Origin of the sequence: Klebsiella quasivariicola, assembly GCF_002269255.1 — a bacterium.
In the GTDB taxonomy this organism is placed as follows: Bacteria; Pseudomonadota; Gammaproteobacteria; order Enterobacterales; family Enterobacteriaceae; genus Klebsiella; species Klebsiella quasivariicola.
In genome coordinates, this window is record NZ_CP022823.1 from 3,200,055 (window position 1) to 3,215,126 (window position 15,072).

Annotated in this window: 13 protein-coding genes; 4 read left to right on the forward strand and 9 right to left on the reverse strand. The window is 56.6% G+C overall.

Annotation, left to right across the window (positions count from 1 at the left end; genetic code table 11):
- Positions 1–86: 86 nt before the first annotated feature.
- The 3 genes from lapB to pgpB form a co-directional block, all read right to left on the reverse strand.
- Positions 87–1,256 carry a lipopolysaccharide assembly protein LapB gene (gene lapB / locus B8P98_RS15950; RefSeq protein ID WP_095033218.1) on the reverse strand — a complete coding sequence of 390 codons (1,170 nt, stop codon included), beginning with the start codon at positions 1,254–1,256 and terminating at the stop codon, positions 87–89.
- 6 nt (positions 1,257–1,262) lie between these two features.
- A complete protein-coding gene (locus B8P98_RS15955; protein WP_025714307.1) occupies positions 1,263–1,571 on the reverse strand; it encodes a LapA family protein in 309 nt (102 codons plus the stop codon).
- A gap of 135 nt (positions 1,572–1,706) precedes the next feature.
- Positions 1,707–2,474 (reverse strand): phosphatidylglycerophosphatase B, encoded by a 768-nt coding sequence (gene pgpB, locus B8P98_RS15960; protein ID WP_025714306.1) that lies wholly within the window; start codon positions 2,472–2,474, stop codon positions 1,707–1,709.
- A gap of 163 nt (positions 2,475–2,637) precedes the next feature.
- On the opposite strand from pgpB, the gene ribA reads away from it, so the two are divergent.
- Complete coding sequence (gene ribA / locus B8P98_RS15965) at positions 2,638–3,240, forward strand: GTP cyclohydrolase II (RefSeq protein ID WP_025714305.1); 603 nt, start codon at positions 2,638–2,640, stop codon at positions 3,238–3,240.
- 46 nt (positions 3,241–3,286) lie between these two features.
- Here the strand turns inward: ribA and acnA are convergent, their stop codons facing one another.
- From acnA to topA, 4 genes are all read right to left on the reverse strand, one after another.
- A complete protein-coding gene (gene acnA, locus B8P98_RS15970; RefSeq protein WP_025714304.1) occupies positions 3,287–5,959 on the reverse strand; it encodes an aconitate hydratase AcnA in 2,673 nt (890 codons plus the stop codon).
- Positions 5,960–6,349: 390 nt separating this feature from the next.
- Entirely contained in the window at positions 6,350–6,517 is a 168-nt protein-coding gene (locus B8P98_RS15975) for a YmiA family putative membrane protein (RefSeq protein WP_002901776.1), read from the reverse strand.
- Positions 6,518–6,762: 245 nt separating this feature from the next.
- Complete coding sequence (gene cysB / locus B8P98_RS15980; RefSeq protein WP_008807786.1) at positions 6,763–7,737, reverse strand: HTH-type transcriptional regulator CysB; 975 nt, start codon at positions 7,735–7,737, stop codon at positions 6,763–6,765.
- 345 nt (positions 7,738–8,082) lie between these two features.
- The gene (topA, locus tag B8P98_RS15985; protein ID WP_025714303.1) at positions 8,083–10,680 is read right to left on the reverse strand and encodes a type I DNA topoisomerase; all 2,598 of its coding nucleotides are present in this window, start codon (positions 10,678–10,680) and stop codon (positions 8,083–8,085) included.
- A gap of 406 nt (positions 10,681–11,086) precedes the next feature.
- On the opposite strand from topA, the gene B8P98_RS15990 reads away from it, so the two are divergent.
- Complete coding sequence (locus tag B8P98_RS15990; protein WP_002901761.1) at positions 11,087–11,338, forward strand: YciN family protein; 252 nt, start codon at positions 11,087–11,089, stop codon at positions 11,336–11,338.
- Positions 11,339–11,384: 46 nt separating this feature from the next.
- Here B8P98_RS15990 and sohB read toward each other — a convergent pair whose 3' ends face one another.
- Positions 11,385–12,431, reverse strand: coding sequence for a protease SohB (gene sohB, locus B8P98_RS15995; protein ID WP_025714302.1), 1,047 nt, complete (start codon positions 12,429–12,431; stop codon positions 11,385–11,387).
- A gap of 255 nt (positions 12,432–12,686) precedes the next feature.
- Between sohB and B8P98_RS16005 the strand changes: the two genes are divergently transcribed.
- Together B8P98_RS16005 and cobO are read left to right on the forward strand one after the other, a co-directional pair.
- Positions 12,687–13,448, forward strand: coding sequence for a YciK family oxidoreductase (locus B8P98_RS16005; protein WP_025714301.1), 762 nt, complete (start codon positions 12,687–12,689; stop codon positions 13,446–13,448).
- Positions 13,445–14,035 carry a cob(I)yrinic acid a,c-diamide adenosyltransferase gene (gene cobO / locus B8P98_RS16010; protein WP_025714300.1) on the forward strand — a complete coding sequence of 197 codons (591 nt, stop codon included), beginning with the start codon at positions 13,445–13,447 and terminating at the stop codon, positions 14,033–14,035. The genes B8P98_RS16005 and cobO overlap by 4 nt, the downstream gene beginning before the upstream one ends.
- A 60-nt stretch (positions 14,036–14,095) precedes the next feature.
- On the opposite strand, the gene rluB is transcribed toward cobO, so the two are convergent.
- Positions 14,096–14,998 (reverse strand): 23S rRNA pseudouridine(2605) synthase RluB, encoded by a 903-nt coding sequence (rluB, locus tag B8P98_RS16015; RefSeq protein WP_004203870.1) that lies wholly within the window; start codon positions 14,996–14,998, stop codon positions 14,096–14,098.
- Positions 14,999–15,072: the final 74 nt, after the last annotated feature.

A 15,072-nucleotide genomic window follows, 5' to 3' on the forward strand; every position in this document is an offset into this window, starting at 1 on the left:
GAACGATGGCGCTGCCGGGGTCACAGACGATAAAGCCGAAAAAACCGATAAGGATGTTGTAACTAATTAGCGGCTTTTTTTTGACCCTATTGGCCATCGAGGCCGCGAATCGGTTTGATGGTTGCCCAGGAGCGGCAGGATGGGCAATGCCAGTAAAGAGTATGCGCCGTAAAGCCGCATTTCTGGCAGCGGTAACGCGGTTTGCTGCGCACCTGCTCGCCAACCATGTTTCGCAGCACCCCCAGGCTTTCTTTCGCCCGCCCTTCTTCCGCCTCGTTGAGATGGTAGTCCATCAACTTATGGAAGACACGCATGGTCGGGTGACGTTCCAGCTGACGGGTCACATAATTTTGCGCCGCTTCAACCCCTTCCCGTTGCTCGAGAATTTGCGCCAGCATCAGTTCGGCAGTCGCCCCGGTGTTCTCTTCGACGCAGCGCCGCAGGAAAGCCTCCCACTCCTCGGCTTTGCCAAGCTGCTGGTAGCAGGTCTGCAGCATCTCCAGCGTCTCTCCCACCAGCTCTTTATCCTGATCGATAACCCGTTCAAGGCTTTCCACCGCTTTGGCGTAGTCACCCTTTTCCATCCACACCCGACCCATCATGATCGACACCCGGGCGCTGTTGCGGTCCGCGGCGGCACCTTTTTTCAGCAGGGCCATCGCCTTATCCAGATCGTTGGCCGCCATCTGCTGCAGGGCCAGCTCGCACCAGAAGTTGGCGATCTCGCCACGATGTTTCTCTTTACCCAGCTTCACCAGTCGTTCAGCCACTTCAATCGCCGACTGCCAGTCGCTGGTCGCCTGATAGATCTGCAGCAGCTGCTGCAACGCGCCGAGACGGAAATCGGTCTCATCCACCAGCTGCTTAAACATGTCTTCCGCGCGATCGTACAACCCGGCGGCCATATAGTCGCGCCCCAGCTGTTGCACCGCCAGCAGGCGCTGATCGTAGGTTAAGGATGCGCTTTCCATCAGGCTCTGATGAATACGGATCGCGCGGTCAACTTCGCCGCGGGAACGGAACAGGTTACCGAGCGTCAGGTGCGCCTCGACGGTGCCGGTATCCTCTTTCAGCATATCAAGGAACAGGTCGACGGCCTTATCCTGCTGGTTACTGAGCAGGAAGTTTACCCCCGCCACGTAATCACGTGACAGGCGGCTCGCATCGTCCTGTTTGGACTGTTGTGCACTTCTGCGGCCCATATACCAGCCGTAAGCGGCGGCAACGGGTAAAAGCAGAAACAACAACTCCAGCATAAGAGGTTATTCCTTCACGGCAGGCACGCCTGCGACGGCAGTGGCCGGACTGACGGGGGCAATCTGATGCTCAAGGCGCTTAATTTTACGCTCCGCGCGCGCCAGCGAGACACGCACCCGCAGCCAGAACAGGCCGCAGATCAGCCAGCCGATGGCAAAGCCCGCGGCAAACAGCACCGCCAGCAGCGTCGATATGCGGAATTCACCCTGAGCGAGTAAATAGTTGAAAGTGACCTGTTGGTCATTCTGCGCCCCCAGCGTCACTGAAATGACGAAGATTGCTAACACCAGTAAGAAAATGAGTAAATATTTCACATGACTTCCCGTTATGTGGGTTGCGCGAAAAAAGCCCGCTTTCAGCCCTATAAAGTATCATTTTCGCCGCAGCGGTGGAATGAAAAAGCATGGCAACTCGTCAGGATATGCGGTCGGATGCCGCTAAAATCAACATTACTCTGCTTCGGTTGTCCGTTTTTTAATATCCTGCGCCTCTTCCCCCGGAGGGGAAAGCGGCCCGCAGAGGCGCTGTGTCAACCAGCAGGCCACGGTGACCAACAGCCAGGAGATCAGCGTAGCGACGATGAGATCCAATGGCCAGTGCATGCCCAGCGCCAGGCGACTGCCCATCACCGCCGTCGCCCACACCAGCAACACCGCGATCGTGCCCCAGCGCCGACGCGGCCACAGCAGCCCGGCAGCTAACAGCGCCCAGCTGGCGGCGAACATCGTGTGACCAGACGGGAAGGCAAACCCGGTCTCCTTCTGCCAGTGCTTGCGTAAAAAGGGCGGGATATCCTGCGCCTGTGCCAGCTGTTCATGCACCAGTTTAGCGCGTTCTTTGCGCTTCAACGCATAGAATTGCGTCACCGGCACCTGGCGTGTGTTTTCCAGCCAGATGACAAAGGGTCTCGGCTCCTGGACTCGCGCCTTGACCCAGGATTTCGCCCCCTGTCCCACCAGGATGGCGGCGGCGAGGATAAGGAACAGGATCAGCGCCGCGCGCAGGCGAAAGCGCAGACACCAGAGAAACCAGGCGCACAGCACAACATGCGTGATGATCCCCCATGGCTGAGTCACCGTTTCTGTCACCCACCACAGTGTTTTCAGCCAGGCGACCGGCAGCCCTGGCTGCCACAGCCAGCCAGACAGCCAGACGGCAAGGGGCATGATCAGCAGCAGCGCCGCCGCGAGAGCGGTTCGTCGGGCAATTAACAGCATTTTCTCTCCTTCTCCTTGTAGATGAACATCATAGCGGAAACTGGTTCGTTTGTGCGCTTTCCACGCGGCTAACCGTTCGCGATTAGGAGAACGTCCAGGCCTTGTGGCAAAATAGCGGTAAACAGAAAGCACATTCAGGTGCTGACAGAATCTGGAGAATCACATGCAGCTTAAACGTGTGGCAGAAGCCAAACTGCCAACCCCCTGGGGCGATTTCCTGATGGTGGGTTTTGAAGAACTGGCAACCGGACAGGATCATGTCGCGCTGGTTTATGGCGATATTTCAGGGCAGACGCCCGTTCTGGCCCGAGTACATTCAGAATGCCTGACCGGCGATGCCCTGTTTAGCCTGCGCTGTGATTGCGGCTTTCAACTGGAGGCGGCTCTGTCGCATATCGCTGAAGAGGGCCGGGGGATCCTGCTCTATCATCGCCAGGAAGGACGCAACATTGGGTTATTGAATAAAATTCGCGCCTACGCGCTGCAGGACCAGGGCTATGACACCGTTGAGGCGAACCATCAGCTTGGCTTCGCCGCCGATGAGCGCGACTTCACCCTGTGCGCCGATATGTTCAAACTGCTCAACGTTGAGCAGGTGCGGTTATTAACCAATAACCCGAAAAAAGTGGAAATTCTTACCGAAGCCGGGATCAACATCGTGGAGCGCGTTCCGCTGATCGTCGGACGCAACCCGAAAAACGCTCACTATCTGGACACCAAAGCCGCCAAGATGGGTCATCTGCTGAACAGCAAGCCGGCGGAATAAACCGGTGTAACCAAAGAGAAAGGGCCAGCGATGCTGGCCCTTTGCTTTACAGCATATTACGGATGACGTAGTGCAGGATACCGTCGTTGCGGTAGTAGGTCAGCTCGGTCGCAGTGTCGATACGGCACCGACACGGGATCACGTCCTGCGTGCCGTCAGCCCGCGTAACCGTGACCGGCACCGTCGCGCCAGGCTGAAGCGACTGCAGGTTGCTGATATCAATCCGCTCCTCCCCGGTCAACTGCAGCGTTTTACGGGTCACACCTTGCGGGAACTCCAGCGGCAAAATGCCCATTCCGATCAGGTTGGAGCGGTGGATACGTTCGAAGGATTCGGCGATCACCACCCGGATCCCCAGCAGGCGCGGCCCCTTGGCCGCCCAGTCACGGCTGGAACCTGACCCATACTCCTTACCAGCGATCACCGCCAGCGGTATGCCTTCGGCTTTATACCGCATCGCCGCATCGTAGATCGCCACCGGTTCGCGGTCTGGCAAATGGCGGGTCATGCCGCCTTCCACGCCTGGCACCATCTCGTTGCGAATGCGGATATTGGCGAAAGTGCCGCGCATCATCACCTCATGGTTACCGCGACGGGAACCGTAGGAGTTAAAGTCGCGCCGGGCAACCCCATGCTCCTGCAAATAGCGACCAGCCGGACTATCGGCTTTGATGCTCCCCGCCGGCGAAATGTGGTCAGTGGTCACTGAATCGCCCAGCATAGCGAGGATCCGCGCACCATGAATATCCTCCACCGGCAGCGGCTCGACGCCCATCTCGTCAAAGAACGGCGACAGGCGAATATAAGTCGAGTCCTCCTGCCAGTCATAGGTATCTGACGCCTCCACCTTGATTGCTTTCCACTCCTCAGTACCGGAAAACACTTCCGCGTACTCTTTGCGGAACATTTCGGTGGAGACCTGTTCCACCGCGAGGGCAATCTCCTCCCCGCTCGGCCAGATATCTTTCAGATAAACCGGCTCGCCATTCTTACCCTGCCCCAACGGCTCGCGGGTGAGGTCGATATTCATGTTCCCCGCCAGGGCGTAAGCGACCACCAGTGGAGGAGAGGCCAGCCAGTTGGTTTTCACCAGCGGATGGATGCGTCCTTCGAAGTTACGGTTGCCGGAGAGCACCGCCCCGACGGTCAGGTCGCCCTTTTTGATCGCCTCTTCAATCGGTTCCGGCAACGGACCGGAGTTACCGATACAGGTGGTACAGCCATATCCCACCAGATTAAAGCCGAGCTGGTCGAGGTAAGGCGTCAGGCCGGCATGAGCCAGATAATCTGACACGACTTTCGAGCCTGGAGCCAGAGACGCTTTTACCCAGGGCTGCGGCTGCAGGCCACGTTCGACGGCTTTTTTCGCCAGCAGACCGGCGGCCATCAGCACGCTGGGGTTGGAGGTATTGGTGCAGGAGGTGATTGCCGCAATGGCTACGGCGCCATCCGGCAGCGAGTAGTGATGCCCGTTCAGCGTATAATCCACCGGCTGGCGCTGACGCTGCAGATGGTTGACCTCCAGTTCACCGCTGGCGGCAAAAGCTTTCGGCACATCGCCTAAGGCCACGCGATCCTGCGGCCGCTTCGGCCCGGCGAGGCTCGCCTCAACGCTGCTCATATCCAGTGCCAGGGTGCTGGTAAACACCGGCTCATCGCCAGGCTGGCGCCACATTCCCTGCGCTTTGGCATACGCTTCCACCAGCGCGACCTGCTCTTCGCTACGACCGCTGAGACGCATATAGCTGAGCGTCACGTCATCGATTGGGAAGAAGCCGCAGGTGGCGCCATACTCCGGCGCCATATTGGCGATGGTCGCGCGGTCGGCCAGGGGTAAGGTATCCAGCCCGTCGCCGTAGAATTCAACAAATTTGCCGACGACACCATGCTGGCGCAGCATCTGGGTAACGGTCAATACCAGGTCGGTGGCGGTGATACCTTCGCGCAGTTTACCGCTGAGTTTAAAGCCCACCACATCCGGGATCAGCATCGACACCGGCTGACCCAGCATGGCGGCTTCCGCCTCAATCCCGCCGACGCCCCAGCCAAGCACGCCGAGACCATTAATCATGGTGGTATGGGAGTCCGTACCCACCAGGGTATCCGGCCACGCCATCCACTGGCCATTGACTTCCTCGCTCCACACCGCGCGACCCAGGTATTCAAGGTTGACCTGGTGGCATATCCCGGTTCCCGGCGGCACCACGCTGAAGCGGCTAAAGGCCTGCTGCCCCCAGCGCAGAAACGCGTAGCGCTCGTGGTTGCGTTCCATTTCCAGACGGACGTTGTCTTCGAAGGCTTCATCATCGCCGAAACGGTCGACGGTCACTGAGTGGTCGATCACCAGGTCAACAGGTGACAGGGGATTGACCTTCGCCGTATCGCCGCCCAGGCGTTTCACCGCCTCGCGCATCGCGGCCAGATCCACCACCGCCGGCACGCCGGTAAAGTCCTGCATCAGGACGCGAGCCGGACGATAGGCAATCTCCCGGTCGGCATGGGCCTGTTGCAGCCAGCCGGCCAGGGCACGAATATCTTCTTCAGTTACCGAGTCACCGTCCTGCCAGCGCAGCAGGTTTTCCATCAGCACCTTCAGCGATTTGGGCAGCCGACTGATATCACCCAGCTGTTTTTCCGCTAACGGCAGACTGTAGTAGTGCCAGGTTTTCTCGTTAACCTGTAGCGTGTCCTTACTGGCTTCTCGTAGGGTTGACGACATAGCTCCTCCTTTATCTCAGGGATGGCATACCCTGATTCTCCTCAGGGTCTCCATTAAAGATAACACATGCTGAGCATAACACTTTGATAACAACCCAAATTGCTAAATGCCGGGAGGGCGCAGGTCCTGAAACGGGAATTATCTTAATACCGGCGAAAAGGCACCAAAATAGTGCAAAGAGGTGGTTAAAGGCGATATTGTATTAGTACATGAGGACAAAAAAAGAGCTAATCTGTCAACGAAGGATGATTAGCTCTTATGAGAGGTTTCTGGTTGGATAAATCCCGCGGCAAAATATATTCTCCCTGTATTGCCGGTCACTAATTTTATATTACGGTTTCCTTTCACTGTCATAAAAATGACATGTATCTACAACGATGACCTACAGCTTTAGCTGACAATCCAGATGTTGCAGATGGTGAGCGCAATGATGCTCCAGAACATCGCCAGCCCCACCAACACTACGCCCCATACGCGACTACGCAGAACGGGATCGATTTCGGTTTTGTCATTCTCGTATGACATCGCCAGTTTCATGTAATCGATATTACTTATCATATTGTCACCACCAATTGCTCAAATCATCAGGTACAGATAAATCTTAATTATGGATAAAAGATTAATCCAGTGAATTTAGGCTTGATGGTATATATTTAACCGGTTATTTGATCGCGGCGGGCATAATGGCAAACGTGTTACCAGAATTTATTAATTTTGTGATTGGTTCGAGGTTTACATCGTTAAATAAGGGCCATGATAGTAAATGGCACTCCCCACCGGGAATGCCATTATTTTTATCAGGGTTATTTTTCCGGAAGTTTTATATCTTTGAACATCGCTTCAATATCTTCATTCGAGCGCAACGCCACGGCGGTATCTACCACATCGCGGGTCAGATGAGGGGCAAAGCGTTGAATAAAATCATACATATAGCTGCGTAAAAAGGTGCTACGGCGGAAACCAATTTTAGTGGTGCTGTGGCTGAAAATACCGTTCGCATCCAGCTTCACCAGATCCGGGTCCGAAACCGGGTCCACCGCCATGCTGGCGATCACCCCGACCCCAAGCCCCAGACGAACATAGGTCTTGATAACATCGGCGTCAGTGGCGGTAAAGACAATGCGTGGCGTCAGACCCGCACGATTAAACGCGGTGTCCAGTTCGGAACGGCCGGTAAAGCCAAAGGTGTAAGTCACCAGTGGATACTGCGCCAGTTCCTCTATGGATACCGAACCCTTCGCCGCCAGAGGATGCTCAGGCGTGACCACAATCGAGCGGTTCCAGTGATAGCACGGCAACATCACCAGATCGTCATACAGATGCAGCGCCTCGGTGGCGATAGCGAAGTCGGCGTTACCTTTTGAGACCGCCTCCGCAATCTGGGTCGGCGAGCCCTGATGCATATGCAGCGAGACGCGCGGATAACGCTCAATGAAGCCTTTGATCACCCCAGGCAATGCGTAGCGCGCCTGGGTATGGGTGGTCGCCACATACAGCGAGCCTTTATCAGGCCAGGTATGCTCCCCGGCGACAGATTTGATAGCATCGACTTTCGACAACACCTCGCGGGCGATGCGGATGATCTCCTGCCCGGCCGGTGTCACCTGGGTTAAATGTTTGCCGCTGCGGGCAAAAATCTGGATGCCCAGCTCATCTTCCAGCATGCGGACCTGCTTACTGATGCCCGGCTGGGAGGTATAAAGCCCTTCGGCGGTGGATGAAACATTCAGGTTATGGTTAACCACCTCAACGATGTAGCGAAGCTGTTGTAGTTTCATGGCTGATATCCGTTTGCGCGTAAAATGAAGCCGCTTAATACACTTTACGTTCAGGCAACTTGTCGGCTGTGAAGACCCGGGTCTACCGGCAGTTGGCCATAGTGGCGCCGCAACGCATCCTGAAAGCGATGATGTATAAGACGTTTTAATAATAAAAAAGGGATTAACTATAACCACTATATCATTTATATCTACAGTGTATAGACACTAACGAAAAATAATATAGGTGGTTATAAGGGGCAAAAAACCCATGCGGAAGGGGGAAACGACACGGCAGAGATATCCGCTATCTCTGCCGGTCGGAGGAGCAGGAAAAGCGTGCTTTTCCTGCCCGAACGAACGCCATTACTTTTTAGCTTCCGTCCATTTACCGTCGATAAAGAAGGCTGACCAGCCAGTCGCTTTACCCTCTTTTTCGGAGGCGACATACTGCTGCTTCGTTTTACGGCTAAAGCGTACCAGCGTTTTATTGCCTTCCGGATCCTGCTGCGGCGCATCGGCAAGATAGCGCAGTTTTTCCGGCAGACGATCGCGGAAGCGGTACAGCTCTTCCACCAGCGGCGCACGCGTTTCCCGTGATTTCGGGAACGTGTTGGCCGCCAGGAAGACCCCCGCCGCCCCGTCACGCAGGACGAAATAAGCGTCAGACTTCTCGCACGGCAGCTCCGGCAGCGGGACCGGATCTTCCTTCGGCGGAGCCACTTCGCCATTGCGCAGGATCTTACGCGTGTTCTTACACTCGTCGTTGGTACAGGCCATGTACTTACCGAAACGCCCCATTTTCAGGTGCATTTCAGAACCGCACTTCTCGCACTCCACCACCGGGCCGTCATAGCCCTTGATGCGGAACTCGCCCTCTTCAATTTCGTAGCCGTCGCAGGTCGGGTTATTACCACAGACGTGCAGTTTACGCTTGGGATCGATAAGGTAGCTGTCCATCGCCGTCCCGCACTTCTGGCAGCGACGTTTAGCACGCAGGGCGTTAGTTTCCGCGTCATCGCCTTCCAGTACGTTGAGGACTTCGTTTTCCGGCACCAGGTTGATGGTGGTTTTGCACCGCTCTTTCGGCGGCAGGGCATAACCCGAACAGCCGAGGAAAACGCCGGTGCTGGCGGTACGAATACCCATTTTACGTCCACAGGTTGGGCAGTCGATGCTGGTAAGCACCATCGGGTTCGGCTGCATGCCGCCCTCTTCCGGATCTTTCTCCGCCGTCTCCAGCTGGGTGGTAAAATCGCCGAAGAAGTGGTTCAGCACCTCTTTCCACTCGGCCTGGTGGTTGGCCACCTGGTCGAGACGATCTTCCATCTGCGCAGTGAAGTCATAGTTCATCAGATCGCGGAAGTTTTCTTCCAGCCGGTCGGTGACGATCTCGCCCATTTTCTCTGCGTAGAAACGACGGTTTTCCACCCGCACGTAGCCGCGATCCTGAATGGTCGAGATGATCGACGCGTAGGTCGACGGACGGCCGATGCCGCGTTTTTCCAGCTCTTTCACCAGCGAGGCTTCGCTGAAGCGTGCTGGCGGCTTGGTAAAGTGCTGCGCAGGCGTCAGCTCCACCAGGCTCAGGCTGTCGCCCTGTTTGACCACCGGCAGCGTCCGGTCTTCATCGCCCTTGCGCAGGGCCGGCATGACTTTTGTCCAGCCGTCAAAACGTAAGGTACGACCGCGCGCTTTCAGTTTGAAATCACCCGCCGCTACGGTCAGCGTCGTGGAGTCATACTGCGCCGGCGTCATCTGACAGGCGACAAACTGGCGCCAGATCAGCTGATACAGTTTCTGCGCATCCGCTTCCATATCTTTCAGCGTTTCCGCCAGGACATTCACGTCAGAAGGACGAATCGCTTCGTGCGCTTCCTGCGAGTTTTCCTTGCTGGCGTACTGGTTAGCGCTCTCCGGCAGGTACTTTTTGCCGAATTTATCGCTGATATAGCCGCGGACCATGTTCAGCGCGTCCTGACTCAGGTTGGTGGAGTCGGTACGCATATAGGTGATGTGACCGGCCTCATAAAGACGCTGAGCCATCATCATGGTTTTTTTCACGCCGAAGCCAAGACGGGTGCTGGCCGCCTGCTGCAGCGTGGAGGTAATGAACGGGGCGCCCGGCTTGCTGCTGGTCGGCTTGTCTTCCCGCTCCAGCACGCTGTAGCTGGCTTTTTCCAGCAACGATACCGCCGCCATGGTCTCATCACGGCTGACCGGACGGAACGGCTTATCGCCTTTATGCGTCACCTGCAGCGGCAGCGCGTCGCCGCCCGGCGTGGTGGTGCTGGCATCGACTTCCCAGTACTCTTCCGGGACGAACGCCTTGATTTCACGCTCACGCTCCACCACCAGGCGGACCGCAACGGACTGCACGCGCCCGGCAGAAAGACCGCGGGCAATTTTTTTCCACAGCAGCGGCGAGACCATATAGCCCACCACGCGGTCCATAAAGCGGCGCGCCTGCTGGGCGTTAACCCGATCGATATTCAGTTCGCCCGGCTTTTCGAAGGCCTGACGAATCGCGTTTTTGGTGATCTCATTGAACACCACGCGGCTGTAACGCTGTTCATCGCCGCCGATCACTTCCCGCAGGTGCCACGCAATGGCTTCCCCTTCGCGGTCAAGGTCGGTTGCGAGATAGATGTGGTCAGCTTTTTCCGCCAACTGTTTGAGTTCTGAAACTACCTTTTCTTTACCCGGAAGTACTTCATAGTGCGCATTCCAGTCATGCCATGGGTCCACGCCCATGCGGTTAACCAGAGCACCACGTTCATCCTTTTTAGGCTTTTTAGCCCCTTTGGTGGCGGTAGAGTCGGCGCTCTTTTTGGAAGCTGATCCACTGGTCGGCAAATCGCGGATATGACCGACGCTGGATTTCACCACGTAGTCATTACCCAGATACTTATTGATCGTTTTGGCTTTTGCCGGGGACTCAACGATAACGAGAGCTTTACCCATATTCACCTTTACCTAATTTGATTCATCCAGGAATACATCGCACATTCATACACCCTCCACTGGCGACTGCCTCATATGTTGCGGCACCGTCGGTGAATATCAACCCTGAACACCCGTTTCATCTCCGTAAAACCAGGCGCTTGAGTTTGCTGACTTTTTTTCGTCAGGTGACATAGCACGAAGAATTTTTGGCCGAATGTCAAGCAAATCTGTTGCCAGATCGCCGAAAGCGTCACACTGTACCTGATAAAATTCGTTACGCAACTTTATTAGCATGCAAAAGCAAATCCCGCCAGTAAACGGCTGTTTCTCCACTGGTTACGATTACCCCTGTTTTGTCCATGGAAAATTTGCCCCACGCCGCCGCGCGGCGTACACTACGCGCGGAGAAAAAGAGGAGTCCGTTATGCAAGGTACAACCCAACCAATCGATCGCCAGACGCTGCTCGAAAAAGCCAATAAACTTATTCGTGAACATGAGGATACGTTAGCCGGTATCGAAGCCACCGACGTCGTTCAGCGCAACAATGTCCTGGTGTTTAGCGGTGAGTTTTATCTTGATGAGCAGGGACTACCGACGCCGAAGAGTACAGCGGTATTTAACATGTTTAAGTATCTCGCTCACGAGCTGTCGGACAAATACCACCTGGTCGATTAAGACCGGTGAAAACAATAACGCGAGGTCAGGCCTCGCGTTATGTCATTTACATCAGCGGTTTCTGACCGCGCTGCCACCAGCGTAGCAGTAATCTGTCAGCGCTCTCCGCCGCGCTACCGGTAAAACGATCGAGCATTTTCTTGCGCTGTTGATAGCGCACCCCGATCACCTCGTGGCTCTCCATCAGCCCCAGCAGCAGCTCGTCGCTGGTTTCAACCGCATCGACCAACCCTTTCTCCAGCGCCTGTACCCCATACCAGTGCTCGCCGGTGGCCACCTGTTCAATATCAAGCCCCGGACGCATCCGATGGACAAAATCCTTGAACAAATGGTGCGTCTCATTGAGATCCTCACGGAACTTGCGCCGCCCTTCTTCGGTGTTTTCACCCAGCAGAGTGAGCGTCCGTTTGTACTGTCCGGCGGTGTGCAGTTCGATATCAATATCTTTGTTCTTCAGGAAGCGGTGCAGGTTCGGGATCTGCGCCACCACACCAATTGACCCAAGAATCGCAAACGGCGCCGAGACAATCTTGTTCGCCACGCAGGCCATCATATAGCCGCCGCTGGCCGCCACTTTGTCGACCGCCACCGTCAGCGGGATCTGTTTGTCGCGCAAGCGCTGCAGCTGAGAAGCCGCCAGCCCGTAGCCATGTACCACCCCGCCAGGGCTTTCCAGACGAATAACTACCTGGTCGCGCGCTTTCGCCGCCGCCAGCACCGCGGTGATCTCTTCCCGCAGGCTATTGACCTCATGAGCATCCATACTGCCTTTGAAATCCAGCACCCAGGCGCGCGGCTTGCCTTCTGGCTCGGCATTACCCAACTTCGCCCGCGCTTTGGCCGCCTTCGCCTCTTGTTTTTGCTTTTTCTTCTGCGCCTTATGCCACTGCTTCTGCTGCGGGCCGTCCAGCAGCGCCACCGCCAGCGATTCCTTCATCTCTTTATAATGCTCGCTAAGATTAGTCACCCGCAGCTCGCCGCGCTGCTTCTTGCGCTGAGCGAGGTTGACGATAATAGCGGCAATCACCGCGATAGCGACAACGACGGTCGCGATCTTGGCCAAAAATAAGCCGTACTGAGCAAGTAATTCCACGTTTTCACCTTGTGTAAAGCACTGACGTTGCTGCACAGTGTACCTCAGCCGCTGGCGAGAAGTCTTTGTGCTTTGTGTCCTCTGCGCAGCGGATTCCCGTTTTTTTCAGCGAGGCTGAAATCGTTGCAAGATATTAATTTTGTGAATACTTTCCGCTTCGCCGATTGCAATGATGGACGCTTTCAGGCATAACAGCGCAAAAGTGAGATACCAAAGATGAAGCGCGATCGGGAACCGATCGCCCAAGGAGTCGCCGTGCATTATCAACCGCAACGCCACTTGCTGAAAGATCGCATCATCCTGGTCACCGGCGCCAGCGACGGGATTGGTCGTGAAGCGGCCCTGACCTACGCCCGCTACAGCGCCAGCGTGATTCTGCTGGGCCGCAACGACGAAAAACTGCGCGCCGTCGCCCAGGAAATCGAGCGCGAGGGCGGCATTCCCCCTCGCTGGTTTACCCTCGACCTGCTGACCTGCACGCCGCAGGCGTGCCAGCAGCTGGCGCAGCAGATCGGCATGCATTATCCCCGCCTTGACGGCGTGCTGCACAACGCCGGCCTGCTCGGCGACATCTGTCCCATGGACGAGCAGAAGCCGGAGGTCTGGCAGCAGGTGATGCAGGTGAACGTCAATGGCACTTTTATGCTGACCCAGGCGCTTCTTCCTTTATTACTCCGTTCGGATGCGGGTTCGCTGGTCTTTACCTCGTCCAGCGTCGGTCGTCAGGGCCGCGCTAACTGGGGAGCCTATGCGGTTTCAAAATTCGCCACCGAAGGGATGATGCAGGTGCTGGCCGACGAGTATCAAAGCCGCCACCTGCGGGTGAACTGCATCAACCCCGGCGGCACTCGCACCGGGATGCGCGCCAGCGCGTTCCCGACGGAAGATCCGCTGAAACTGAAAACCCCCGCTGACATCATGCCCGTCTATCTGTGGCTGATGGGCGACGACAGTCGCCGCAAGACGGGAATGACCTTCGACGCCCAACCGGGACGCAAACCAGGAATTGCCCAATGAGTGAAGAACGCTACCGCGAACGCCAGCAGCGGCTGAAAGATAAAGTTGACGCCCGGGTGGCGGCAGCCCAGGACGAACGCGGCATTGTGATGGTCTTTACCGGCAACGGTAAAGGTAAAACCACCGCCGCCTTTGGCACCGCGACCCGTGCCGTCGGTCATGGCAAAAAAGTCGGCGTGATCCAGTTTATCAAAGGGACCTGGCCTAACGGCGAGCGTAACCTGCTGGAACCTCACGGCGTCGAATTTCAGGTGATGGCCACCGGTTTCACCTGGAACACCCAGGACCGCGACAGCGATACTGCCGCCTGCCTGGCGGTCTGGGAGCATGCCCGCCGTATGCTCGCTGACGACCAGCTCGATCTGGTGCTGTTGGATGAGCTGACTTACATGGTGGCGTACGATTACCTGCCACTGGAGTCGGTGCTGAGCGCCCTGCGTGAGCGTCCTGCCCATCAGTCGGTGATCATCACCGGCCGCGGCTGTCATCGCGATATTATTGAACTGGCGGATACCGTCAGCGAACTGCGCCCGGTCAAGCATGCGTTTGATGCCGGGATTAAAGCGCAGATGGGGATTGACTACTGAGGGCCTGATACGGCGAAAAGAAGTACGCGTTCCGGCGGCAAGCCACCGGAACGCATAATATTAACCGTTAGTCTTATTGCGGGTACTGGAACGACGGTTGCTGTTGTTACCCTGGCGCGGATTAGCGCTGGTCTGGCTGTGACGCTTCACCGCCCGACGGATCTGATTGGCTTTCAACCGCCGACGGTCTTTCTCAACGGCAACCTTAGAGCTGGTTTCCGGCGTCAGCTCCACCAGCTCGCGCAGGTAGTTGGTCTGCGCCAGGTCCAGCTCGGTATAACCGCCGCGCGGCAGGCCTTTCGGCAGCAGAATGTCGCCGTAGCGCACGCGGATCAGACGGCTGACCTGCACGCCGACCGCTTCCCACAGGCGACGCACTTCGCGGTTACGCCCTTCGGTCAGGGTGACGTTGTACCACTGGTTAATCCCTTCACCGCCGGTGAATTTGATGGTTTTAAATGCTGCCGGACCATCTTCTAACTGTACGCCGCGCGACAGCTGGCGCAGCTTATCCTCATCCACCTGGCCGAAAACGCGAACGGCGTACTCACGCTCGACTTCACGGCTCGGGTGCATCAGGCGGTTGGCCAGTTCACCATCGGTGGTGAACAGCAGCAGGCCGCAGGTATTCACGTCCAGACGACCAACGGCAATCCAGCGCGCGCCGCGCAGTTTAGGCAGACGGTCGAACACCGTCGGGCGCCCTTCCGGATCGTTACGGGTACAGAGCTCGCCTTCCGGCTTATAGTAAGCCAGCACGCGGCAGATCTGCTCGGCAGACTCTTTCACCGAGATCAGATGACCATCGATACGAATTTTTAACCCAGGGACAATTTCTACACGATCGCCGAGGGTGGCGATTTTGCCATCGACGCTGACGCGGCCAGCTTCGATTTTCGCTTCAATTTCACGGCGGGAGCCGTGGCCGGCGCGGGCCAGCACTTTTTGCAGTTTCTCGCTCATTGAGCTTCCTTAAGGTGTCGCCTTCCCAGGCGTCTGGTATGCTTTATGAAACAATGAGGCCAGAACAGACAACT

Coding starts and splice junctions, on each gene's coding strand:
- lapB (WP_095033218.1), bottom strand. CDS start 1,256: ATGCTGGAGTTGTTGTTTCTGCTTTTACCCGTTGCCGCCGCTTACGGC.
- pgpB (WP_025714306.1), bottom strand. CDS start 2,474: ATGCTGTTAATTGCCCGACGAACCGCTCTCGCGGCGGCGCTGCTGCTG.
- ribA (WP_025714305.1), top strand. CDS start 2,638: ATGCAGCTTAAACGTGTGGCAGAAGCCAAACTGCCAACCCCCTGGGGC.
- acnA (WP_025714304.1), bottom strand. CDS start 5,959: ATGTCGTCAACCCTACGAGAAGCCAGTAAGGACACGCTACAGGTTAAC.
- B8P98_RS15975 (WP_002901776.1), bottom strand. CDS start 6,517: ATGATAAGTAATATCGATTACATGAAACTGGCGATGTCATACGAGAAT.
- cysB (WP_008807786.1), bottom strand. CDS start 7,737: ATGAAACTACAACAGCTTCGCTACATCGTTGAGGTGGTTAACCATAAC.
- topA (WP_025714303.1), bottom strand. CDS start 10,680: ATGGGTAAAGCTCTCGTTATCGTTGAGTCCCCGGCAAAAGCCAAAACG.
- B8P98_RS15990 (WP_002901761.1), top strand. CDS start 11,087: ATGCAAGGTACAACCCAACCAATCGATCGCCAGACGCTGCTCGAAAAA.
- cobO (WP_025714300.1), top strand. CDS start 13,445: ATGAGTGAAGAACGCTACCGCGAACGCCAGCAGCGGCTGAAAGATAAA.
- rluB (WP_004203870.1), bottom strand. CDS start 14,998: ATGAGCGAGAAACTGCAAAAAGTGCTGGCCCGCGCCGGCCACGGCTCC.